Below are 23,025 nucleotides of genomic sequence, written 5' to 3' on the forward strand. Positions count from 1 at the left end.
ATGCTAGTCGCAGCTTCCGCCGCCTTCTTGCTCCAGACTATACACTGCTCGCTGTCCGCCAATGAGCGGAGGACGAGTGAATGCCGCCGTCACACGCGCTTCGCCAATCCAGCGAAGGCCTGGACGAAACGGAACGGCAATCGGTCGCAAATGCATACCGATCAGCGTCTCACCAATGTCTACCCCCGCATGCGCCTGTACATTCGCCGCCAGACATGCATCTTCCAGCGCACGATAGGCGGCGGTAGCCATAGATCCGCCTGCCGTACGAACGGGAACAGCGGCGACCTCCGTCAGTCCCAGCCGTTCCAGCACGGCTCGTTCAACCACCAGCGCACGGTTCAAATGCTCGCAGCATTGAAACGCCACATCAAAACCGTACGCCCTGCGAACAGATTCCACTCCAGCCAGCAATTGCTGCGCCACATCGAGCGCTCCCGCCGTGCCAATCCGGCTTCCCGCCACCTCACTGGTGCTTACGCCGATAACCAACAGGCGACCAGCCTTGAGACTGGCTGCTTCTGCGATTTCCTTCACGACAGAAGCGGTCTGTGCTTCAAGCGTAACCTCATGATCCAATTGTCCTACCATTGGAACCTCCTTTGGTTGAACAGCCCCACAGAGACTGGGCACAGGCTTATGCCCCTTGTTCAACACACTCTCTCCTGATATCACAATCTGACTATATTATAGCCGATGAATCGGATTTCGAGCAGGAAAAATGGAAAAACTGCTTAAAGGACCCTCTCTCGGTTTGGATACTCGAAGTAACAGCATGCGGAAGAATAATAGCCATTTGTCTGGACAGAAGGCCATCGGAGGCCGGACCTAGCTCATATACGAAAAAAGAGCAGTCCACAGCCAATGTGGATTTGCTCTTTTGCCCAGGCGACCGGCCGTATATCCGATGCTCCATCGTGGTTAACCCCACTTTTGTCGCCAGTTACACCGGATTCTTGTTTTTCCACCTTATCTTAACGGATTAACCGCCGAAAATCAACAGATCCCGTACAAAATAGATGAGTGATACAAACTTTATTCGGACAAGGCCTTCAGCTTGTCCACCAGCTTGTGCAGCGCCGTTCGGATTTCCGCAGCCGTGACATCGTAATCTTCACGCGACCCGCCGAACGGATCGGAAATATCAAAGCCCGGAATACGTTGACGCAGTTCAATCATCCGCTCACGCTCCCGTGCCGAAAGCTCCTGACCTAATGATCCCATCAGTTGTTGCGAAGCGTACAGACCATCCAGCTCCTGTACATCATTCAGCACTGAATCCCGGTCCTCCACATATTCCTTGAGCGTAAACACTTTGCCCACCGTTTGGGGAAAGCGCTGGATGACTTGCTGCTTATGCCCTTGGGTCAAGGTTAAAATCAGATGTGCCCACTCGGCAAGCCCACCGTTCAAAGAAGTTGAGGTGATTTGATCCGAGATATTATGGTCACGAAGCACTGCCTCTGCATGTCGGGAAATGGGCGTACCTTCCATCGCGGCTACTCCCGCCGAGCGCACTTCCAACCCTAACCCGTGCTCAGCAGACAGCTTGCGCAGCATCCCTTCAGCCATTGGACTGCGACAGGTGTTCCCTGTGCAAACGAATAAGATATGTTTCAACGTCTTCACCCCCCCGTAAGTTAAAAAATATATAAACAGAGGATTACTAAAATCCTGTATTTATTTTACACTGTCCGCCCCAAAATCAAAACATAAACATAAAGCCAAACGCCAGTAAAATGGCACCGCCCACCGCTTCTCCATAGTCTCCCAGATTGCGGCTGACCTTGCGGCCTAACAGCAGTCCCAGCATCGCCATCGCTCCCCCGCAAAAGCCAAACGTCAGAACGGTCAGCACCAAATCACTCTGGAACATGCCCAGTGATACCCCAACAGAAAAGGAGTCGACGCTCACCCCAAGCGAAAATAGTAATAGGCCCAGGGGAGAACGATGGTCCAGCACCTGTACCCCGTCACCTTTGAAGGAATTATACACCATATGCCCGCCCAAAAGGATAAGCAATCCCCCTGCAAAATAGGTCGTCACATGACCCAGTAAAGAACTCATATAATGGCCTGTGAACATACCCAGTAATGGCATCAGTATGTGAAAAAAGCCAATGACCGTGCTGATCCGCAGCACGTCTCGCAGGCGTATCCCCTTCATGCCGATCCCCACGCCTAACGATAACGCATCCATCCCCAGCGCTACAGCCATGACCAGAATCGTTACAATCTGCCCGGCATGGGCAGAGGCTGCCAGCATACTCCATCCCCCCAGTATCCGTCCGCTCTTGTACACGTTATGCGGACAAGAGGCAAAACAGTACAAGCATACGGTTTACCGTGCTTGTACCAGGAAGAAGAGGGGCCAACTATGCTGAAAAGGTCAATCCATGCAAACGTGGGGACTGCATGTATAGGAAATGTTTAGGAAATGTTTGGATAGTGTCCGGATCGTCCTAGAGACGGACGACCCGATGGCCTGCTGCTTTAAGCAGGCGGTTCATAACGGCGTCTCCCAGCCCTTTCGGCGGACAAGCTTCCGCCAAGATGTAGGTGACGCCTTCCTCGTCGCAGCGGCGCAGCACGCCGTACAAGCGCTGCGCCGCCTCATGGAGCTCGTCCAGCTTGCCCAGCGTGTAAACGCGCTCTCCGGCATAGCCGGCGGCATGCTCGTCGAACGCGAGCACCGCCGTGCGCTCTCCACGCGCGGACGCCTCCGCCAGCGCAGCGCGAATCCAGCCCGTCACCTCCGCGGATGACGGGCCTTGCACTACGCTCAAGCGGCCTCGTGGCGCGTAGTGCGTGTACTTCATGCCCGGCGAACGCGGTGCCGGGCTATCGGCGTCCTCGCCGGGCGAAGCGGCGGCGAGCGCCGGGTCCAGCTCGACGGCGCGAGCGACCGCAGCGAGCTGCTCGGCCGTCACTCCGCCGGGGCGCAGGATGGTGACGGTTCCGTCGTCACCGGCCTGCACCACCGTGGACTCCAGCCCCACACCCGTGGGGCCACCGTCCAAAATGCCGCCGATGCGTCCCTCCAGGTCCTCCCGCACATGCTGTGCAAGGGTCGGACTGGGCCTGCCCGAGCGATTGGCGCTTGGCGCAGCCAGCGGACAACCCGCTTCCGCAATCAGGCGCAGCGCTACCGGATGATCTGGCATGCGCACGCCGACCGTGTCCAGCCCCGCCGTCACACGGGGCGACAGTGCTTGCGGAATTACGGGCAGCACCAGCGTTAGCGGTCCCGGCCAGAACGCATTCATCAGCGCCCGCGCCGTATCATTTACTTTCGTTACCATGCCATCCAACTGGGCAGGGTCGGAAATATGCACGATCAGCGGATTATCGGAAGGACGCCCTTTGGCGGCGAATACTGATTCTACCGCTTCCGTGCTACGCGCATCCGCGCCCAAGCCGTACACCGTCTCGGTAGGGAACGCTACCGTCTCTCCTGCTTGCAGCAGCACAGCAGCCTCACGAATGCCTTTTTCCGCCGCGATAAGGGCTTGTCCGGATAATATTTCACCAGAGAAATCCCCTTTAACCACCAAACCTCTGACGTCCCACCAATTCGTATGGGAAGCCGCCAACGGCGGCTTTAGCTCATGAAGCCCCCGTTCATCCAGTACCGATTCACATTTTTCCTTTTGCGCAGACTCTCCGCACAAACCTTGTATTTGATTCAATTTATCGCTCATATCAGATCATCCCATACGTTATTGTCATACAGTCCTGCTCAGTTTGCTCTATCGTCAAAGAACTTCCCTTGGCAGCTTATCTGAACCGAATCTGTCCATGTCTCATAGCTGTAAAACCTATATTTCATTATAACATACCGGAATCATCCACCCGTTGTTCTCTTTTCTACAGCTCACGACGCTTAGGCAAACAAGCCACTCGCCCATGCCCACAGCCCCGTCAACGCATCCCATAGAAAAAACCGTACTTCCGGCTCCTTGTCAGCGGCATTCGTCCGTCCGCCTCCTTGGTCCGCTCTTGCCGAGACCGCTTGTGCTGCTGCTTCCCCGCTGCTCGCATCAATAAAGCACAAGGGAGGAAACAGCACACACCACCAATTTTGCCCTTTGCCTTGTCCCAGCGTAACCCGAAGCGCTTCATAATCTCCTGCCGGATAAACAAGCCCACCGTACATCTTGGTCGGAAAAGGTACGTTTGCCAATTCCACCTGATGGTCGTACGAAATGCCCCGTCGAGCCAGTTCCGCGCCTACTAAACGGTCAATTTCGGGTAAATGATCAGCAATCAGCACTCTGGCTTGCTCCAAACTTTGCGGGTTTTCCAACTTGCCCACCCACGTATCCATCTGTTGTACGATGGAATCCCTTATTTCACGTTTTACCAACTGATCCTCCGGGCGATCCGAATTGGCCAAAATACGCAATCGGATGGAATCATGCGGAATGACGCCCGCTCCTGTCGTGGCCATCCCTGCCCCTACAGGCCCTCTTGACCCTGGTGTCATGGCGGCATCTGTTTTTTGACCTTCCCACGACATCATTAATATTGAAATACAAAATAGTATCATTGCAACTTGCTTGGTCCAGCTTCTCATCCCAATCCCCCCAAACTCTATCATGTCTATCAGTCTGTCCGGTTTGGGAGAGGCTAAACCTATCAATCTCGTAAAATGTTCAAGAAGATTTAAAAAAACATCCATAGCCCTACATCGAGCAACATGGATCTGCGTACCAAAGCTTGGGAGTAACCCGCGTATACGAAAAAGCCCAGATTTCACAATCTGGACCCTTTTGCATCTCACTATTTTTCTCACCCTAAAACACGAAGCTGCATCTATCCACAATTTGTACACACTAAGCTTTTTTCGCCTTCGTCAAGTTCACTCTGGAAGGCTGTGGCAGATCGTCCTCCAACTCCTGACCGTGTACCTTAATGCTCATAACCAAGCCAATACTAGCCATGTTAATGAGCAACGACGTACCCCCATAGCTTATAAAAGGGAGCGTAATCCCCGTCAGTGGCATGATGCCCAAAAACGCGCCGATATTCTCAAAAATCTGATACAGCAGCATGGACACAATGCCGACGATAAGATAGGGTCCAGCCCGATCACGGCATTCCAGCGAGATCAGGATCATACGGTGTATCAAAATAAAATATAGCAGCAGCAGCACCGATGAGCCGACAAAGCCAAATTCCTCCGCTACGACCACAAAAATAGAATCCGCATAGGTGTAAGGCACACGACCAGATTGCACCGAAGTCCCCTGCAAAAAGCCTTTGCCCATCATTCCACCAGAGGCAATGGCCAACTTGGCGTTTTTCGTATGATAAGATGCCTTCGCTGTCGCTTCTTCCGGTACCAGCCAAGGGTCCAGACGCTCTACCCAGTGACTACGGCCAATGCCCTTCATAAAGGTATCAATCTGATCGTGGAAGGAAATATACGCTTTGATCCCGCCGCCTGCGGCGACTGCAAAAATCGTAAATCCGATCAACGCATGGGAGGCCTTCACATTACCGATCCACAGCATCCCGAGAACGATGACAATGTACCCGAGCGCATTACCCAAGTCATTTTGCGCCATTACCATAGCGAACGGGACAAAGGTCACTAAAGCAACTGGAAGTACATCCTGTATAAAATAAAGCTTGCTCTTGCGCTTCTTTATCAGCATATAAGCCAGAAAAATAATAAGCACCAGCTTGAACACCTCAGCAGGCTGAAGGTTCAAGCCACCAATTTTCAAAAAGCCCTGAGAGTTGTTAACCGTCCCGCCAAAAAAGCCGAGACCCAACAGTAATATTCCGCCGCCATATACATACAGCGCTTTTTTAATAAAAATACGAAAATCCACCATCGCCAAACCCAAAACAGCCACAAAACCCAATATATAATACCCGATCATTTTCTGGTAGTCGTTTCCGTGCTCCGCAATGTTGGTAGGGCCTCTACCCGCGCTATACACCGTTATGATACTAATCGCCATCAGCAAAACCAGAATGAAGATAACCGGACCGTCAATTTTTTTCAATTTCTGAAGCATGATTTCCCCCTGAGCCGTTTCTCGGTCATACTCCTTTTATTCTAAAGGAAAGACTCGCAAAAAGAAAATGCAGCATTATTCCGCAACGCCCAGGACATGGCGTTCGATTCCTGCAAGGTCCGGAACGATCAGAATCGTATTCCAATGACCTGCCTGCTCCAGCAGTCCAGCCACGTCTCTGGCCTGTCCCATGCCCAGCTCGAACCCGATCAACCGCGGCGGGGCCTGAAGCAGCCCAAGCTGCTCCAGCATCGCCCGATACGGGCCAAGCCCGTCAGGCCCGCCATCCAGCGCCATGCGCGGCTCATGATCTCGCACCTCCGGCTGCAAGCCTGCGATGTCGGCGGCCGGGATATACGGCGGATTGGACACCAGGATGTCCACCGCCTTTCCCGCGAACGGCGCCAGCAGGTCGCCTTCGCGCAGCTCTACGGCTGCGCCGTTGGCAGCGGCGTTATGCGCCGCCATCTCCAGCGCTGCGGCGGAAATATCCCCCGCCGCCACGCGCCAACGGGGCCGCTCAGCCGCCAGCGTGACGGCAATCGCCCCGCTGCCCGCGCCGATATCGAGCGCCTGCGGAGCGCCGTCCGGCCACAGCCGGTCGCCGTGCTGAAGTATGGCCTCGACGAGAAGTTCTGTCTCGGGGCGCGGAATCAGCACCGACGGCGAAACCGCGAACGGACGGCCATAAAACTCCTGCCGTCCGATAATATACTGCGCTGGCTCGCCCGCTGCTTTGCGGGCTATAACCGCTTCCCACGCCTCTTTGCCCGAGGCTGGGAACGGATCGCCCAGCGCAGCGTAGAACGCCGTGCCTTCCAGCCCGAGCACATGCTCCAGCAGCAGGCGGGCGTTATGCTGCGGCTCCAGCACGCCGCAGCTCCCTAAAAAAGAAGAAGCCTCAACTAAGGCTTCTCTGATACTCATGCTCCGTTCCAACGACATCCGATACACAAAATCGCGTTCGTGTCCCAAAACTTAAACCTCTTGTTCCATCAAATCAGCCTGCTCTGCAATCGTGAGCGCCGATACGATTTCTTCGATCTCCCCGTTCATCACCTGATCCAGCTTGTGCATGGTCAGCCCGATGCGGTGATCTGTTACACGGCTTTGCGGGAAGTTGTAGGTACGAATGCGCTCACTGCGATCTCCGGTACCCACTTTGCTCTTACGCTCGCCTGCATATTTGGCTTCCTCTTCCTGACGAAGCATATCCGAAATACGGGCACGCAAAACCTGGAGTGCCTTCTCCTTGTTGGAGTTTTGGGATTTGCCGTCCTGACAGGTTGCCATAATGCCTGTTGGCATATGCGTTACACGTACCGCCGACTTGGTCGTATTAACGGACTGACCGCCAGCACCGCTGGAGCAGAATGTATCTACGCGGATATCCTTGTCGGAAATTTCAACATCCACTTCTTCGGCCTCAGGCATAACGGATACCGTAGATGTAGATGTATGAATACGTCCGCCGGATTCCGTCGTCGGAATCCGCTGTACGCGGTGTGCTCCGCTTTCGAATTTCATTTTGCTGTATGCGCCGCGTCCGTTAATCATGAAAATAACCTCTTTAAAACCTCCAAGGTCATTCATGTTCGCATCCATCAGCTCTACACGCCAGCCTTGGGTATCGGCATAACGAGTGTACATCCGGTACAGATCCGCTGCGAACAATGCCGCTTCGTCACCACCCGCTGCACCGCGAATTTCGATAATCACATTCTTATCATCATTCGGGTCCTTCGGCAGCAGCAAAATGCGGATTTTCTCGTCCAGCTCCCGCTTGCGGGCACTGAGCTCATCAATCTCCATTTTCACCATTTCACGCATCTCGTCGTCCAGCTTTTCCGCCTGCATGGCTTTAGCAGCGTCCAGCTCTTCAACGACAGTTTTATATTCGGTATATGCTTCATAAGCAGGCTGTAAATCAGACTGTTCTTTGGAATAATCTCTAAGTTTCTTGCTATCGTTCGCTACATCCGGATCGCAGAGCAGTTCGCTCAGTTTATCGTAGCGGTCCGCCAATGATTGCAATCGGTCCAACAAGCGATTCACCTCTTCAGTTAAATTAATATGAAGCCAGATTCAAATTCACTGGCTACAGCTCTTTATTATACCAACTAATTAATTAATTAGCTACTAAAAATACTTCTAATTCATGAATTGAATAACAACCATAATTTCAATAAAAAAAGCCGCCACCCAACACAGGCAGCGACTACTTTATTTAGAACAATGTTTTATACTGCAAACCTAATGTTATACATTAAAACGGAAATGCATAACGTCTCCGTCTTGTACCACATATTCCTTACCTTCCAAACGAAGCTGGCCACGTTCCTTAGCCCCATTCATAGAGCCAGCAGCGACCAAATCATTGTAGGATACAACCTCGGCACGAATAAATCCGCGTTCAAAATCCGTGTGGATAACGCCCGCAGCACCCGGTGCTTTAGTTCCTTTGTGAATGGTCCATGCGCGTACTTCCTGCACACCTGCTGTGAAATACGTATACAGACCCAACAAGCGGTAAGCGGCTTTGATCAGACGATTCAGACCGGATTCAGCCAGTCCCAGTTCCTCCAGGAACATCGCCTTGTCTTCGCCTTCCAGCTCGGCAATTTCAGATTCTACTTTGGCGCTAATCGGCACCACTTCTGCATTTTCCGCTACAGCAAAATCACGTACCTTTTGAACATATGGATTGCTGTCGGCTTCCGTTACACCGTCTTCGCTGACATTAGCTGCGTACAGTACAGGCTTCATCGTAAGCAAATGAAGATCACGTACAATCAACTGTTCTTCATCCGACAATTCCACGCTGCGCGCAGGCTTATCAGCATACAGTGATTCCTTGATCCGCTCCAGCACTTCAACTTCCTGGGTGTATTGCTTGTTGCCACCCTTCATGTTTTTGCGGGAACGCTCAATGCGCTTGTCTACGCTTTCGATATCTGCCAGAATCAGTTCCAGATTAATGGTCTGAATGTCACTGATCGGGTCGATTTTGCCATCCACATGGGTAATGTTCTCATCTTCAAAACAACGTACCACATGCACAATCGCATCCACTTCACGAATATGAGCCAGAAACTTGTTACCCAAACCCTCGCCCTTGCTCGCGCCGCGTACAAGTCCTGCAATATCAACAAATTCAAAAGCCGTCGGCACCGTTTTGTTCGGCACAACCAGTTCAGTCAGCTTATCCAGCCGTTCGTCCGGCACTTCAACGACACCTACATTCGGATCAATCGTACAAAATGGATAGTTTGCGGATTCCGCACCCGCCTGCGTTATTGCGTTAAACAGTGTTGATTTGCCCACGTTCGGCAAGCCCACAATCCCCGCTTTTAAAGCCATAATCAGAACAACTCCCGTTTATATAAAATGTGCGTTATGCCATCCGTTAGTTTACCAACCCACATTATATATGAGAACCTATACATGCGGCAAGCATACGACTGTGACTTTCAGGATTTTGCTATATCCTCTACTTCTTCATTTAAATCTCTTTGCTCATCTGAATATCCGTAACCCGATAGCCTGACTTGCGGTACACATGCAAAGCCCGTTCATTATGCCCAAATACATGCAAACCGATGCGGACAGCTCCCAGCCTGCGAGCTTCCTGTTCCAAAGCCCCCATCGCCAGCGTACCTAGCCCCCGCCCCTGATATGAATCGTAGACGAGAATATCCAGCAGAAAAGCTTCTTTTCCTTGTGCGCTATCCGTAATATTGAACCAGATATAGCCCGCTTCCTCTTGGCCCTCCACAACATCCGTATCCGAATACATCAGCATGTAAAGGTGAGCATGGGGAGTATCCAGTCTCTTTGGCAAATACTTGCCAAAGCTTTCCCTAGCCCGTTCCGGTGCTTCCTCCACCGTCCACGTCCCTGCTTGAATTTTGTCCTCTGCGTAATCCACAAGCGAGCGCTGCTCAAAACGATCATACTGCTCGTCGTTCATAGGAACCAATCTGATGAATCCACTCATCTGTTCGCCTTCTTTCTTAATCGAGTCGTATCTTTAAGACTTTCAATCCCATCTACCCCGATGCCAAACATGACTGTGCGCAGTTCCAGTTCCACCTGCTCCAGCCGCGCTTCCAGCGCCTCTGTGGAGGCGACCGCCGATCCGAGCAGCGACCGTCCGAAACCCGCCATATCAGCGCCCAAGGCAAGCGCCTTGGCTGCATCGACACCGTCTCTCAGTCCGCCACTGCCAATCACTGCGCCATTCGGCTGCGCCGCCCTGACCTCTACGATACAATCTGCGGTGGAGTTTCCCCAATCCGCAAATGCTTCCGCCGCCGCACGGCGTACAGGATCAGAATTGCGGAATTTTTCCACCTGACTCCAGCTTGTCCCGCCTGCGCCCGCGACATCAATAAAAGCTGCACCCGCATCATACAGTCTCGAAGCCGTCTCGCCATCTATGCCCCAGCCTACTTCCTTCACGCCTACGGGCACTGAAAGCTGGCGGCACAGCTCTTCAATACGTCCAAGCAATCCGCCAAAATCCAGATTCCCCTCGGGTTGAAAAACCTCCTGCAATCCGTTCAAATGCAGTACAAGCATGTCCGCTCCGGCAATCTCTACCGCACGGCGACAGTCGTCCACGCCAAATCCGTAATTCAACTGCACTGCTCCCAGATTGGCAAGGATCGGAATATTCGGTGCCAAGCGACGAACCGCAAAGGTCGGAGCCAGTTCTTCTTTTTCCACCGCAGCTCGCACCGAGCCTACTCCCAGCGCCCAGCCGCGTTTCTCCGCTGTTTCTGCCAAGCGCTCATTAATCGCTCCCGTCTCTGCGCTGCCGCCTGTCATGGAGCTAATCAGCAGCGGCGTTCGCACTGCGCGCCCCAGAAAAGTAGTGTCCAAACATACCTCATCAAAATGCAGTTCAGGCAGTGCACAGTGTTTAAAGGCATAGCGCTCCAGTCCATTCGTGATGCCTTGGCCTGCCACGTCCTCTTGCAAACAAAGGCGGACATGCTCTATTTTTCGTTCACCTGTGCGTGCAGCAGGCAGCAAAGAACCGGATTTGCCGGAACTCTCAGGTGTTTCAGATTTATTTTCCACATTACTCATCTATGTCCCACCTCATTCAGGTCACTTCATGTATTTACATTGGTCTGAAAACACAAATAAGACCGCTCCCGAACACGGTAACCGATCTATTTATGTATGATTACAGGCAATTATTTAGATACTTTTATTGTAGCATGGATGGAAAAATATATACACAAAATCGCGAGCCTTTCCTCTGCTTATATAAACCGTTCAGGTGAGTTTTATTTGTACCTTAGTCCTCAATGTCAGCGTAATAATCATTTTTTTGCTTTTCCCAGTACCGTCTGTCTTCATCTGTAATTTCCCTTAGCACTTTACATGGATTTCCTACGGCAACCACATTATCAGGAATGTCTTTGGTAACGATAGATCCCGCCCCGATAACTACATTATTTCCAATATTCACTCCTGGAGTGATTACGGTATTTGCGCCAATCCATACACTGTTCCCAATCGTTATCGGTTTACCAAATTCGAGCAGGGTGTTGCGTACATCTGAATCTATCGGATGCCCAGCCGTATATACACCTACCCTGGGGCCGAAAAAAACATGATCCCCTATTGTTACTTTCGCTACGTCAATAATGATGCAGTCATAATTGGCATAGAACTGATTGCCCACTGTAATGTGACAGCCATAGTCACAGCGAAATGGGGGTTCGATATATATCTCCTGACCTGTAGACTCGAACAGTTGTTTAAGTAGCTCTACCCGGTACTCCTGTTGCTCTTCCGTACTGTTATTGAACAAGCGGGTAAGCATTCTCGATTTCTTGCTATCCTTTGCTAATTCTTTTCCACCAGCCATATATAATTTGCCTTCTAACATATTATCTTTATTCGTTGCCATGTACACTTTCCTTCCTGTTTAAAAGGTTTTCATTTCACTCCATGAAGTTGGACAAATGCCAGATACTAAATTATAGTATAGTTTATTATTATACTTTTAATAAGCATTGTCAAAAGCGAGTGGGTGCAGTGGCTACCACCGGATACATTGCCTTTTTAGTAGGCCCCCCAGGATTAGGATTTCTGGGAGAGTCTTTCGGTCTCTTACACGCCATGATCGCGGTGCTTATCGGTGTTATCCTTGCTGGCCTTTTATCAGACGCTGCCAAGCCAATGGATTCAGGAGGAACCCGGCAATGCCATATAGCTAATCATGATTTAATATAGCGTCATATTATAGTAAAAGACAAAAGAAGCCTTGAATATCAAGGCTTCTTTAAGTAAAATCCGTCATCCCTTCATGGAATCAGGTACATGTGAAATGCTTTCCTGCTGCTCCTTCGTACGCCCGTTACCAAACTTGAATATCAGGATGCCACCGATAATGACCAGCACGCCGATCAGCTTGGTAAAGGTGAACGGAATCTTTTCCAGTCCCAGCCATCCTAACGAATCCCACAGCAAAGCAGTACCCAATTGTGCCGTTAATACGATAGATATCGCATAAGTCGGACCAAGCAGCTTCACTCCTTGTACCAGACAGAACACCACGCCAACACCAATCATCCCACTGACCCAGTACCACGGCTGCATATGTTGTAGTGTAAATGTATTTTTTCCTGCAAAAATAAGACTGCCGAGCAAGGAGGCCAGAAACCCCGTTCCCAGCACAAGTGTGGTTGTGGCCCATGAACCTGTCCGTTCGTTCACCTTATTATTGAATATCGTTTGCAGGCTAACAAAGGCTCCTGCGATTACCGCCAGTACAATTCCTAATAGCATGATTCAGCTCTCCCCTGCTAATTCTTTACAAATGATTATGCTTCATAAATATTATGGCCTGCCAGTTGGTCCAAGCCTTCTCTGTCACGAATCACAATATAGCCCCGTACTCGTTCCACCAATCCATCTGCGCTCATCTTGCGAATCACACGGTTGAGATGCCTGTAGCTGGTTCCGATCAAATTCGCCACATCTACGAGACTGGATGCACGCAATTCTTCATGAAAAGAGGAAGAATCCCCTTCCTCAAAAGAAACGGATAGCAGGTAACTGGCCAGTCTGACTTCCACAGGATACATTAAGTTAAAGCTGGAAAAGTCGGAATCCATGCAAAACTTCCGGGTAACGATATCCAGCAAAAATTGCAGCATTGGAGCATAGTCTCTGCCATATTTATTCATCCATTGCTGGTGAATACCGATTACATATATAGGGGACACAGCCTCCACCGTATTGATCACGTTGCTTCTGCGAATATATTCAACATCCCCAATAACCTCAATTGGTGTTTTGAAGCAGAGAACCAGTGTTTTGCCTTCCGTTGAACTGGTATAGATCTTGACCTTGCCCTGTACCAATATGTACAGATGTTCAATGGAATCCCCTTGTGAGCACAGTTTTTCCCCTTGTTCCAAACGATGCAGTGACAAATAAGGCCGCAGCGGCTCATGTAGTATGGTTTCCAGCTGATGCAATTGTAAAAAATGCTTCAGTTGCTCTTGATCCTGAATTTCTTTCATGCTTGAGCTCACCTTCGTTTTCTACGTTCTGGGTTCCTTCTCTGAATGAAGTTCTATTTAGAGCTTCAAAATGATCACACCCGCGATCATCATGCCAATGCCTATAAATTGCGGCAGCTTCATTTTTTGCTTCACTACACCAAACCATCCGTTAATATCAACCAGAAAGGTTAGGCACAACTGGGCAATCAACAGCGCCGAGATCGTGAATGTAACTCCGATATGCTGAATAGCGGTCACTTCACTGAATATGATGATAGCTGCAAAAGCGCCACCCAAGAGATACATAGGCTTTACCTGCTTCATCTCCGCCACATTTCCATCTCGTGTGAACATCCAGATCAATGCCGCCAAAATAACACCCGTCAACTGAGTAACCGTAGCCGCCTGCCATGTACCGATATCCTGACTTATCCGTGTATTCGCCACCCCTTGCAGCGTAATACAAGCGCCTCCCAAAAAAGCAAATAAAATTCCTCTCATAAATCGTTATTCTCCCTATCTAAGTGACTTTTCTATTTATTAAAGTATAGGTTAGTCTCACCATAAAGGACATATGTCCTGAATCAACAAAAAAATCCCCTCTTCATAATAAGAGGATTAGGATATGTCCCACCTGTTCTGTGAAAATGCTCTCCGTAAATGAGAAAGGGATGGGAACCTATACTGTTATGATCTATTCCGATTCCACATAATCTATAATGGGTGCCCATTCCAACCATCCATACCTTTCCTTCCAGTCATTACGCTTCAATCCGGTACACTTGCGTTAATAACTAGACAGTATCCCATCCTAAAACTGCATGTTCCGGTACGATGAAGTGGAATGCAGCATTCAATAGAGGAGTTGACCCCCATATGGCTAAGCATGATACGCTGCATTCTGAGCCGGCATATAACCCTGTTTCCCAACAAAAGATATCTAAAAGAAAGATATTCCAAAGGAAATCCGGGCGAACAAGCCGCGCTATTAAAATCATTATCCTGTTACTCATCCTGTGGCTGATTGCCATCATGATCTATCAGACCCATAAGCCACTGCCCCCCTTCGTTTCTTATGAAAGTCAGGAGTATTCGACCAACGAGGTAAACTTCTGGACGGATTTGACCTATCCTGCCGGGGATGGAAGTACCGCACAGCACGAAGGGCAAATTTTGAACCGTATGCTTGGGATCGTTGACGAAGCCAAACAATTTATCGTCATCGACCTGTTTCTGTTCAACGATTATAAACATAAGGGCCAGCGCTTCCCCCAAGTCAGCGCACAGATGACCGAGCATCTTATTGCCAAAAAGAAGGCCAATCCTGATATGCCTATCTTTTTCATTACAGATGAAGTCAATACCAATTACAATTCATCCCCCAATCATTTGCTGGAGAATATGAAACGAGCGGGGATTCAGGTTGTGCAGACCGATGTGGACCCGCTGCGGGATTCCACGCCAAGCTATTCTGCGGTGTGGCGTACCTTTTTCCAATGGTTCGGACAGCAGGGCACAGGCTGGATTCCCAACCTGATGGCCAGTGACGGACCTGACGTTACGGCACGCTCTTATCTCAAGCTGTTAAACGTCAAGGCCAATCATCGAAAATTGGTTGCCAGCGAGCAAACAGCGCTCATTTCCACAGGGAATGTTCACGATGCGAGTGCATATCACTCCAATGTGGCGCTGGAGGTGAAGGGACCCATCATCGGGGACATTTTACAAACCGAGCAGGCGGTGCTGGACTTCTCCGGCGGAGGGCAGCTTCCTGCCTATACGCCACAAGCGGAAGCCTCTGCTCAATCGGGAAAAGACAGCTACCGGATCAAATATCTAACCGAAGGCAAGGTATACACATCGGTTCTGGATGCCATCGGGCAGACAAAGAAAGGCGATAGCATTCATATGGGCATGTTTTATTTGGCAGACCGTAAAGTGTTGAACAGCCTGCTGGATGCCTCTGCACGCGGTGTGAACATCCAATTGTTGCTGGACCCGAATCAAAACGCGTTTGGACAGGAAAAAATCGGCATTCCCAATCGTCCGGTCGCCAAAGAATTGTCCGATAAATCGGGCGAAAAAATCCAAATCCGCTGGTACAATACGACCCATGAGCAATATCATACCAAGCTGATTTATATTGCCAAGGGACAGGGAGATCACATCATTTTGGGCGGGTCTACGAATTTGACACCACGTAATTTGAACGACCTGAATCTGGAAAATGAATTGTGGTTGGCCGCTCCGGCGGACAGCAAGCTGACCCGACAGATTGCGGCCTATTTTGATACATTATGGAATAACCGGGGAGCTGAATACAGTCTGGATCTGGAGGCTTACGAGGACAAATCTACATTTTGGAAAGGTATACTATATCGTTTACAAGACATCTTGGGCTTTACCACATTTTAAAATTAGGAGGGCACTGTAGCGTGCTTACTTTATTCATTCAACTTACAGCAGTGGTGAAAGCAGCCGGGCGAGTGATTCCATCAAACGCTTGAACAGACGCTTTTTCATAAATTCCTCGCGTACGATCAGGCTGGCAGACTGCAAATCCCGCTCATAATCCGCCACCATCTGCTGTACACTATGCGTGCGAATCAACAGAGCGTTGACTTCAAAATTCAGGTGGAAGCTACGCATGTCCATATTAGCTGTCCCGATGGTCGCAACCTCCCCGTCAATAATGAGAAGCTTGGAGTGAAGGAAGCCTTTTTCATACTCATATACCTTGACCCCAACCTCCAGCAACGTTTGGAAGTACGAATGGGACGCGAGGAACGGCAGCCACTTGTCCGGTTTGGCAGGAAACAGAATCCGCACGTCCAAACCGGACAGAGCCGCCATCCGTAGCGCGGTCAAAATATCTTCATCCGGGATAAAATAAGGAGTGGCAATCCATACCGATCTGCGGGCGGATGTGATCATGGAGAAGAACAGATTTTTGAGCACTCTCCGCTCATTATCTGGGCCGCTGGCAATAATCTGCACGCCTCCGTCCGTAATTGGCTCGATTTTTGGGGACAGATATTCCTTATTCAGCACCGATTCACCCGTCATATGAAGCCAGTCCTGCAAAAATATAAGTTGCAGCGTTCGCACAGCCTCGCCCTTCACAATCATGTGCGTGTCACGCCAAAAGCCGTAGGCTTTGTTACGGCTGAGGTACTCATCCCCTACATTCAGACCGCCAATCAATCCAATATTGCCGTCGATAACCACAATTTTACGGTGATTACGGTAGTTTACCCGGCTGGAAAAGAACAAGATCCGTGCACCGCCATAAGCGACGACCTCTACCCCCGCATCCCGCATTTCCTTCAAGAAAGCCTTCGACAGTTGAATGCTGCCCACCGCATCGTACATAAACCGTACCTTGACGCCAGCTTTGGCCTTTTCGATCAAGATTTTCTGAATGCTGGTGCCGATATCATCCGACCGGAAAATGTAGTATTCCATGTGGATATGATGCTCTGCCTTGCGCAGTTCCGCCAGCAGCGTGGAGAAGGTCTCATCTCCGTTGTTCAAGATTTGGGTTTCCGCCGCAAAATAAATCGGGGAACGGGCCAGCCTGCGTGCCAAACGCATCAACTGCTGCTGCTCATCTGTAAAGCAGGTCAGATCGCGTTTGACGTGCATGGCATCCTTCTCGATACGCTCGTAAGCCTGCTGGTCACGCAATGCCTTTTTGTCATACTTGCGGCGTTTGAACACATTTTGCCCGAATAAAAAATAAAGAGGAAGTCCAACCACCGGCAGCAAGGCCAGCAGCAAAATCCAGGACATCGTAGTGGAGGGATTGCGATTCTCCGAAAAAATAATCAGACTGATGGAAATGACCGTCAGTGTGGAGAAAATACTGATGACCGTTCCTTCATTTCTGCCGATGGAATTAAACAATCCAAAATAATATATCACAAAAACCATAGCCGCAATTAACACAGCCAGTAAGCTTCGCCTCATAATTTACCTCATTTCCAATGCACTGCATTTGACAGTATTCTTCATTATATTGTACATGAGCACCTTAATTCTTCCCACTTTTTTGTTAGGATTTATGAAGAAAAAAAGAATCCAGGGGAAAACTCAAAACAAAACCGGATAAAGCCGGATTGACACTTACTTTTTTTCATGAGAAAATAAACTAACGAACGTTAGGTAGGTGATTAATATTGGGTATGGAGGATATCCGAAAGGCTGCTCTTTGTCAATTTGCCGCCAATGGGTATGAGGGAGCGTCCTTGAGTAGTATTGCTGCTGAGGTCGGTATTCGAAAACCGTCTATATATGCGCATTATCAAAGCAAGGAGGATCTGTTTCTACAGGTAGCGAGGTACGCTTTTCAAGAGCAGAATTTACGTATTTTTGAATACTTTTCGGAACGCAGAGATCAGTCGCTGGAGCATACGCTGCATGACTTCCTGTTTTGGATGGGACAGGAATATGAGAGCAACAATACAGCCAAGTTTATGCTTCGTTTTTCCTTCTTACCGCCTGTGTCCTTGTATACCGAGGTGCTGGATATTGTTAATCCTTTTCTGGAAAATATGGAGCGAAAATTAACTCGCATCCTGCGGAATGCACGAGATAGGGAACCCTTTGGACATATGGAGCCAGTGGATGTGGCTTTATCCTTCATAACACTGCTGGACGGAATCATGGTGGAACTGCTCTATAGTGGGAGCCTGAACTACCACCGAAGATTGAAAGCTGCATGGCCTATTTTTTGGCGCGGGATTACGTTAACCCCGCCTCATGAAGCGTGAAGGAACAAGAACGTAACGGGTGATTAATTTACAACTAATCTATATTTAAAGGGGAACGCTCATCATGAATCGCAGCTGGATTTATGTTTTTATAGGTGGCCTTATTGAGGTCGTATGGGTCTCGGGTCTGAAGCACGCAGATTCCGCACTCGCCTGGATTGTAACCGTGCTGGCTATGATAGCCAGCTTTTATTTGATCATGAAAGCGGCCAGCCGTTTGCCTGTAGGCACGGTGTACGCTGTATTTACCGGACTTGGAACAGGTGGGACGGTTGTAGGTGAAATGCTGCTGTTCGGGGAACCGTTTCAATGGTCCAAAACACTGTTAATCGCTCTTTTGCTGGCAGGGGTGGTCGGCCTGAAATTGGTTACTGACCGTGATGCTCAGGAAGGGAGTGGCGCATAATGGCTTGGATTGCATTGGTTATCGCGGGATGCTCGGAAGTTTTTGGAGTCATCGGTATGAAGGGAGTTACGATCGGCAAGGGCTGGAAGGCATTCATGCTCATGGTTCTATCTTTTGTCATTAGCTTCTCGCTGCTCAGCTACGCCATGAAGAGTTTGCCTATGGGAACTTCCTACGCGGTGTGGACAGGCATTGGAACGGTCGGCAGCACGATTACGGGCATGTTCTTGTACGGTGAGCAAAAAAGCGTATTGCGTGTGTTGTTTATCGCTATGATTCTTGCTGCAGCCCTGGGCTTAAAGCTGATTTCTTAAAGGAGTGATGCCTTGTGATTACCACCGTAACGCTTAACGCGGCTGTAGATAAAATCTACACGGTTGCAGGCTTCGGTCTGAATGCCGTCCACCGGATCGAGGGCGGCCTGACGGTGCCGGGCGGCAAAGGCGTCAATGCCGCCCGTGTCATTCGCACGCTGGGCGAGCCTGTGCGGGCGACCGGGTTTGCCGCCGGACACACCGGACGGCTGCTCATCGACGGGTTGAACGCGGAAGGCGTAAGCGCCGATTTCATCGAAACGGCGCACGGGGAAACCCGTCTCGCCATTACCGTGCTCGACCCGTCCACGCGCACGCAGACCGAGCTGATCGAAAGCGGCCCGACTATCGGGCCGTCTGAGCTGGCCGCGCTGCGGCGCAAAATCACGACCCTTGCCGCGGACTCGGCTTGGGTCGTGTTCTCGGGTAGCCTGCCTCCGGGCTGCCCGCCGGATCTGTACGCCGAGCTGTGCACGCTGGCGAAGGCGCGCGGTGCGCGAGTGGCGCTGGACGCGAGCGGTGAGGCCTTGCGCCTGGGGCTGCGCGGAAGGCCCGACCTCGTGAAGCCTAACGAGGACGAGGCCGCCCGCTTCGCCGGCATCGAGGACGCGCGCCCGGATGCCGCTGAAGCGGCGGCAGCGCAGCTGCTTGAGGCCGGAGCGCAGCTGGCCGTCATCTCGCTCGGCGCGCGCGGGGCGCTGGCGGTGACGCGCGATGCGCGCTACCGCGTGAGCCTGCCGAACGCGGACATTGTCAGCGCGCTCGGCAGCGGTGACGCCATGGTCGCCGGGCTGGTCACCGGCGCGGCTGCGGGGCTGGAGCTCCCGGCCATGCTACGGCGGGGGGCGGCCTGCGGCACGGCGGCGGCTTTGCACGCCATGGCCGGAAAGATTGAGCTCCAGGACGTGCAACGTCTGGAGCAGAGCATTACAGTGACGCTGTTGTAATCGGCGTCACTTTTTTTCATGCAATCCAATATTCGTTTGTTCGAAGTTGCGAATGTTTGATGCTCGAAATGTCCTGTTCTCCGACTGACTTACAGCAAAACCCTGTTTTCCAGTATATTTTTCATACAAATATGCGACTTCGAAGGGCCTAATTTCACCAGTGAATCCTGAAACTCTGCAATTTCCTCTACCGACGCGGTTTGTACCTTGATGAGATAATTAAATTCCCCGCTGATGCGAAATAAATCGGTGACCTCCTTCGCTTCTCTACAAAAATCGACCAGCTCCTGGCAATACTCTGTCTTTAATAGAATAAACGTGGTCGTCCCACGATTCAGCTCCCGTAAATTAAATACGGTGCTATACCCGGAAATAATTCCTCGTTCCTCCAGCTTCATCATTCTTTCTTTAACGGAAGGTTGAGACATCGAGATTTCTTTACTGATCTGGGAAATAGATATCCGGGCGTCATGCTGAAGCAACTGCATAATTTTGTGGTCAATATCGTCTATGTGATGATGCATATCAAGCACCTCCTGTTTTAATTTTAAAAAATAATGTTTTTTGTGCGAATTAACTTTTATTTAATAACTAATATAGGCTGAAATCCTCACTTTTCATATATATGAACCTTATTATTATCCATATAATAAGGTAAACTTATTTATAAGGGGAGATTTTGAATGAGCGTGAAGGGTCTTGCACATGTGGCGATTCAAGCCCAGGATTATCAAGCAACCATTGCATTCTATACTGAGGTATTGGGTTTTAAAAGAGGACATCATTGGAGTCTGCCGTCTTTTCAAATTCGGGAAGCTTCCATGCTCATTTCACCGGATCAAAGAACCTGTCTTGAGATTTTTGATAACGACGCAGTCATTCCTGCTCAAGGAAAAAAAGCTTCCTCCGAGGATGAAATTGCCCACGGTGCTTTGCTGCACTTCGCATTTTATGTGGATGATGTAAACGAAATATACCAAAAAGCCCTTGCTCATGGAGCAAGAACCTTTGTAGAACCGGATCAGCTCACGCTTGGTGAACCCCCTCTGGTGGTAAAAAACGCTGTGATCTACAGCCCCAATGGCGAGGTTATCGAATTTATCGAGGATGTAGATTTTGATATGTCTTATTCCAACAAAAAATAGTCAGCATCGTTATAAGCTCATGATTTCAAATTTACTGAAAAGTCCGCTTCCCTAGGAAGTGGGCTTTTTCATATTTCACTTAACCCTGATCTATGATCAATCTGCAAGAATTAAAACGATTTTAATCAAGGACCGATATATTGATGAGCTACTTTTTTCACCAACATGGATGGTCACGAAATTATATTTAATATTAAGCTATGCAAAGGAGTAGATTACCATCTAAATTGATTTCAATGTGTATTGGTTTCATTTTAGCTCCGAACTGCTGATGCCGTTCTTCAGCTTGCTTGGACTGGTATTCATCTATTTTGGATTCAGAACGATCCGCCACCATCGCTACCGCAAACGCCATTGGGTTCGTACCAAGGGGCAAATCGTGGATGCGCATATCGAAGTCGACGTTGATGTCGTTCCCTTTGACCGTGATGATCCGGTAGATACCAGCTACACCCGCCGATTGAAAGTACGCTTCTACACCACTTCAGGTGAAGTCGTAGAATTCTGGAATCCTTATAGCACCAATCTGAGCTTCAACCGGATTGGCAGAAAGATTAACGTATTATACAATCCGGCAAATCCCCGGGATGCCCTAATCGCAGGCGGTGTAAATGGTGCAGGCTGCCTTGCCGTTATGCTGTTTCTGATCGGTGTTCCCTTCGCTTTAAGCGGGGTATTCGCTTTACTGAAGTTTTTCTTGTAACAAGGTTTGGATCATATGCTGTTCATAAAATTTACCGCCATATAAATAGCCAAACCTAAAATAATCAAGGCTGATATTTCATTAAGCACAGTGCCGAATCTTCCTTCTAAATCCATACGCCCTACGAGACGCCCCCAACTGCGAGCCCGATCAGGACCGTGTCACAGACTCCCGCCGTAATAACGGCAGGCAATGCATTACGAAACCGGGACTGCGATGCCCCCTGATTGAACACAAATACATTTTGTACCCCCAAGGGCAGAATCAGCCCTACTGCCAATAAAACGGCATGGATAATAGCCTCTAGCATGAATATATTCCCCCAAATTCATTCCATCATATTCTCTCTGGTATTTTCTCTCTTAAATAGTTCTCGAACAAAGAGCTTGTACGTTCCTAATCCTCCTGTGTTTCCTTTAAGTTTTTCACGTTCTGCGTGTTCTGTTGTACGCTATGCTTCAACTGCTCTATAGCAAGCTGGTAATCCTGCGGATTATTCATGTTAAATGTGGCCTTATGCCATATGTCTTCACTCACCCCCGGCAAATCCTCTATCTTCGCATAACGAACGTTCAGCTTGTCTAACCAATCAGTGAGACGAAGTCGTCCACTGCGCAAACATTCCTCGGCAGACGGCAGCACACTCTGATGGTACACAGCCAGCAACGGGTGTATACGTCCGTCCACAGAAGAGATTACAGCTTGCAATGCTGGTTCTGTCGTCCCTTGCAACTCCGCCCACTTCTCAGTTACAGCGAGCAGGACATGCAGCACCTCTGGCTGTACAAAAGGCATATCACAAGCGATAACGATGCCCCACTCCGTTCCAGAAGCAGACAACCCTGCATGGATGCCGCTCAAAGGTCCCATGCCCGGGTATACATCAGGTACATTCTCCAAACCAATCGTCCCATACCCCTGCCCGTCACGAGTGACGACAATAACCCGCTCGGTCACCTGCTCTAAAGCGGCAGCCGTCCGTTCAAGCATAGTAGCTCCCTGGATCTCAAGCAGGGCCTTATCCTGTCCCATTCGACTGGAACGTCCTCCAGCGACAATAATACCAGTCACCTTCACGACCACATCCCCTTTTCTCAATGAAATAAGTTCATAAAATAACCCCTTGAACTATTGGACAAAATTTAATATTACATAATTGTTAATTTATTGGTTTGTTAAC

At 49.8% G+C, this 23,025-nt stretch carries 25 protein-coding genes, 1 pseudogene and 1 riboswitch; of the genes and pseudogenes, 7 read left to right on the plus strand and 19 right to left on the minus strand.

Annotation, left to right across the window (positions count from 1 at the left end; genetic code table 11):
• Positions 1 to 3: 3 nt before the first annotated feature.
• The 15 genes from E0698_RS13880 to E0698_RS13950 form a co-directional block, all read right to left on the minus strand.
• Positions 4 to 591: a TIGR01440 family protein gene (locus E0698_RS13880; RefSeq protein WP_192511932.1), complete on the minus strand. Its 588-nt coding sequence runs from the start codon at positions 589 to 591 to the stop codon at positions 4 to 6.
• Between the two features lie 284 nt (positions 592 to 875).
• A riboswitch (ZMP/ZTP riboswitch) is annotated at positions 876 to 957 on the minus strand.
• Positions 958 to 1,035: 78 nt separating this feature from the next.
• Positions 1,036 to 1,620 carry a low molecular weight protein arginine phosphatase gene (locus tag E0698_RS13885; protein ID WP_192511933.1) on the minus strand — a complete coding sequence of 195 codons (585 nt, stop codon included), beginning with the start codon at positions 1,618 to 1,620 and terminating at the stop codon, positions 1,036 to 1,038.
• A gap of 85 nt (positions 1,621 to 1,705) precedes the next feature.
• Positions 1,706 to 2,266 (minus strand): manganese efflux pump MntP, encoded by a 561-nt coding sequence (locus tag E0698_RS13890; protein WP_192511934.1) that lies wholly within the window; start codon positions 2,264 to 2,266, stop codon positions 1,706 to 1,708.
• Between the two features lie 196 nt (positions 2,267 to 2,462).
• Complete coding sequence (locus E0698_RS13895) at positions 2,463 to 3,701, minus strand: L-threonylcarbamoyladenylate synthase (protein ID WP_192511935.1); 1,239 nt, start codon at positions 3,699 to 3,701, stop codon at positions 2,463 to 2,465.
• Between the two features lie 182 nt (positions 3,702 to 3,883).
• Positions 3,884 to 4,576: a stage II sporulation protein R gene (gene spoIIR, locus E0698_RS13900; protein WP_192511936.1), complete on the minus strand. Its 693-nt coding sequence runs from the start codon at positions 4,574 to 4,576 to the stop codon at positions 3,884 to 3,886.
• A gap of 259 nt (positions 4,577 to 4,835) precedes the next feature.
• Entirely contained in the window at positions 4,836 to 6,029 is a 1,194-nt protein-coding gene (locus tag E0698_RS13905; protein ID WP_192511937.1) for an FtsW/RodA/SpoVE family cell cycle protein, read from the minus strand.
• A gap of 75 nt (positions 6,030 to 6,104) precedes the next feature.
• A complete protein-coding gene (prmC, locus tag E0698_RS13910) occupies positions 6,105 to 7,004 on the minus strand; it encodes a peptide chain release factor N(5)-glutamine methyltransferase (protein ID WP_192511938.1) in 900 nt (299 codons plus the stop codon).
• Between the two features lie 3 nt (positions 7,005 to 7,007).
• Positions 7,008 to 8,075, minus strand: a complete 1,068-nt coding sequence (gene prfA, locus E0698_RS13915) for a peptide chain release factor 1 (protein WP_025683383.1) — start codon at positions 8,073 to 8,075, stop codon at positions 7,008 to 7,010.
• Positions 8,076 to 8,288: 213 nt separating this feature from the next.
• Complete coding sequence (ychF, locus tag E0698_RS13920; protein ID WP_014278491.1) at positions 8,289 to 9,389, minus strand: redox-regulated ATPase YchF; 1,101 nt, start codon at positions 9,387 to 9,389, stop codon at positions 8,289 to 8,291.
• Between the two features lie 142 nt (positions 9,390 to 9,531).
• Entirely contained in the window at positions 9,532 to 10,026 is a 495-nt protein-coding gene (locus E0698_RS13925; protein WP_192511939.1) for a GNAT family N-acetyltransferase, read from the minus strand.
• Complete coding sequence (gene fni / locus E0698_RS13930; protein ID WP_192511940.1) at positions 10,023 to 11,123, minus strand: type 2 isopentenyl-diphosphate Delta-isomerase; 1,101 nt, start codon at positions 11,121 to 11,123, stop codon at positions 10,023 to 10,025. The genes E0698_RS13925 and fni overlap by 4 nt, the downstream gene beginning before the upstream one ends.
• A gap of 214 nt (positions 11,124 to 11,337) precedes the next feature.
• Entirely contained in the window at positions 11,338 to 11,955 is a 618-nt protein-coding gene (locus E0698_RS13935) for a sugar O-acetyltransferase (RefSeq protein WP_134912149.1), read from the minus strand.
• Between the two features lie 389 nt (positions 11,956 to 12,344).
• Positions 12,345 to 12,836, minus strand: coding sequence for a DMT family transporter (locus E0698_RS13940; protein WP_025683387.1), 492 nt, complete (start codon positions 12,834 to 12,836; stop codon positions 12,345 to 12,347).
• Between the two features lie 35 nt (positions 12,837 to 12,871).
• Positions 12,872 to 13,576, minus strand: coding sequence for a Crp/Fnr family transcriptional regulator (locus E0698_RS13945; RefSeq protein WP_149095544.1), 705 nt, complete (start codon positions 13,574 to 13,576; stop codon positions 12,872 to 12,874).
• Positions 13,577 to 13,633: 57 nt separating this feature from the next.
• Positions 13,634 to 14,059: a DMT family transporter gene (locus E0698_RS13950; RefSeq protein WP_044646203.1), complete on the minus strand. Its 426-nt coding sequence runs from the start codon at positions 14,057 to 14,059 to the stop codon at positions 13,634 to 13,636.
• 375 nt (positions 14,060 to 14,434) lie between these two features.
• Between E0698_RS13950 and E0698_RS13955 the strand changes: the two genes are divergently transcribed.
• The gene (locus E0698_RS13955) at positions 14,435 to 15,973 is read left to right on the plus strand and encodes a phospholipase D family protein (protein ID WP_192511941.1); all 1,539 of its coding nucleotides are present in this window, start codon (positions 14,435 to 14,437) and stop codon (positions 15,971 to 15,973) included.
• A 42-nt stretch (positions 15,974 to 16,015) separates the two neighbouring features.
• Here the strand turns inward: E0698_RS13955 and cls are convergent, their stop codons facing one another.
• On the minus strand, positions 16,016 to 17,527 hold the full coding sequence (cls, locus tag E0698_RS13960) for a cardiolipin synthase (RefSeq protein WP_025683391.1): 1,512 nt from the start codon (positions 17,525 to 17,527) through the stop codon (positions 16,016 to 16,018).
• A 209-nt stretch (positions 17,528 to 17,736) separates the two neighbouring features.
• On the opposite strand from cls, the gene E0698_RS13965 reads away from it, so the two are divergent.
• From E0698_RS13965 to E0698_RS13980, 4 genes are all read left to right on the plus strand, one after another.
• The gene (locus E0698_RS13965; protein WP_192511942.1) at positions 17,737 to 18,330 is read left to right on the plus strand and encodes a TetR family transcriptional regulator; all 594 of its coding nucleotides are present in this window, start codon (positions 17,737 to 17,739) and stop codon (positions 18,328 to 18,330) included.
• A gap of 64 nt (positions 18,331 to 18,394) precedes the next feature.
• Positions 18,395 to 18,736 carry a DMT family transporter gene (locus E0698_RS13970; RefSeq protein WP_014278502.1) on the plus strand — a complete coding sequence of 114 codons (342 nt, stop codon included), beginning with the start codon at positions 18,395 to 18,397 and terminating at the stop codon, positions 18,734 to 18,736.
• Positions 18,736 to 19,050 carry a DMT family transporter gene (locus tag E0698_RS13975; protein WP_137060600.1) on the plus strand — a complete coding sequence of 105 codons (315 nt, stop codon included), beginning with the start codon at positions 18,736 to 18,738 and terminating at the stop codon, positions 19,048 to 19,050. The genes E0698_RS13970 and E0698_RS13975 overlap by 1 nt, the downstream gene beginning before the upstream one ends.
• 14 nt (positions 19,051 to 19,064) lie before the next feature.
• Entirely contained in the window at positions 19,065 to 19,997 is a 933-nt protein-coding gene (locus E0698_RS13980) for a hexose kinase (protein WP_192511943.1), read from the plus strand.
• 89 nt (positions 19,998 to 20,086) lie between these two features.
• Here E0698_RS13980 and E0698_RS13985 read toward each other — a convergent pair whose 3' ends face one another.
• Entirely contained in the window at positions 20,087 to 20,521 is a 435-nt protein-coding gene (locus E0698_RS13985; RefSeq protein ID WP_014278505.1) for an Lrp/AsnC family transcriptional regulator, read from the minus strand.
• A gap of 159 nt (positions 20,522 to 20,680) precedes the next feature.
• On the opposite strand from E0698_RS13985, the gene E0698_RS13990 reads away from it, so the two are divergent.
• Together E0698_RS13990 and E0698_RS13995 are read left to right on the plus strand one after the other, a co-directional pair.
• A complete protein-coding gene (locus E0698_RS13990; protein WP_192511944.1) occupies positions 20,681 to 21,142 on the plus strand; it encodes a VOC family protein in 462 nt (153 codons plus the stop codon).
• A gap of 238 nt (positions 21,143 to 21,380) precedes the next feature.
• The gene (locus E0698_RS13995; protein WP_192511945.1) at positions 21,381 to 21,845 is read left to right on the plus strand and encodes a DUF3592 domain-containing protein; all 465 of its coding nucleotides are present in this window, start codon (positions 21,381 to 21,383) and stop codon (positions 21,843 to 21,845) included.
• Between the two features lie 124 nt (positions 21,846 to 21,969).
• Here the strand turns inward: E0698_RS13995 and E0698_RS26860 are convergent.
• Positions 21,970 to 22,155 (minus strand): annotated as a pseudogene (locus tag E0698_RS26860) (LysE/ArgO family amino acid transporter); the annotation flags it as partial.
• An 86-nt stretch (positions 22,156 to 22,241) separates the two neighbouring features.
• Positions 22,242 to 22,922: a molybdenum cofactor guanylyltransferase gene (gene mobA / locus E0698_RS14005; protein ID WP_134912141.1), complete on the minus strand. Its 681-nt coding sequence runs from the start codon at positions 22,920 to 22,922 to the stop codon at positions 22,242 to 22,244.
• Between the last annotated feature and the right edge of the window lie 103 nt (positions 22,923 to 23,025).

The sequence above is a fragment of the Paenibacillus sp. 23TSA30-6 genome, assembly GCF_014858585.1.
In the GTDB taxonomy this organism is placed as follows: domain Bacteria; phylum Bacillota; class Bacilli; order Paenibacillales; family Paenibacillaceae; genus Paenibacillus.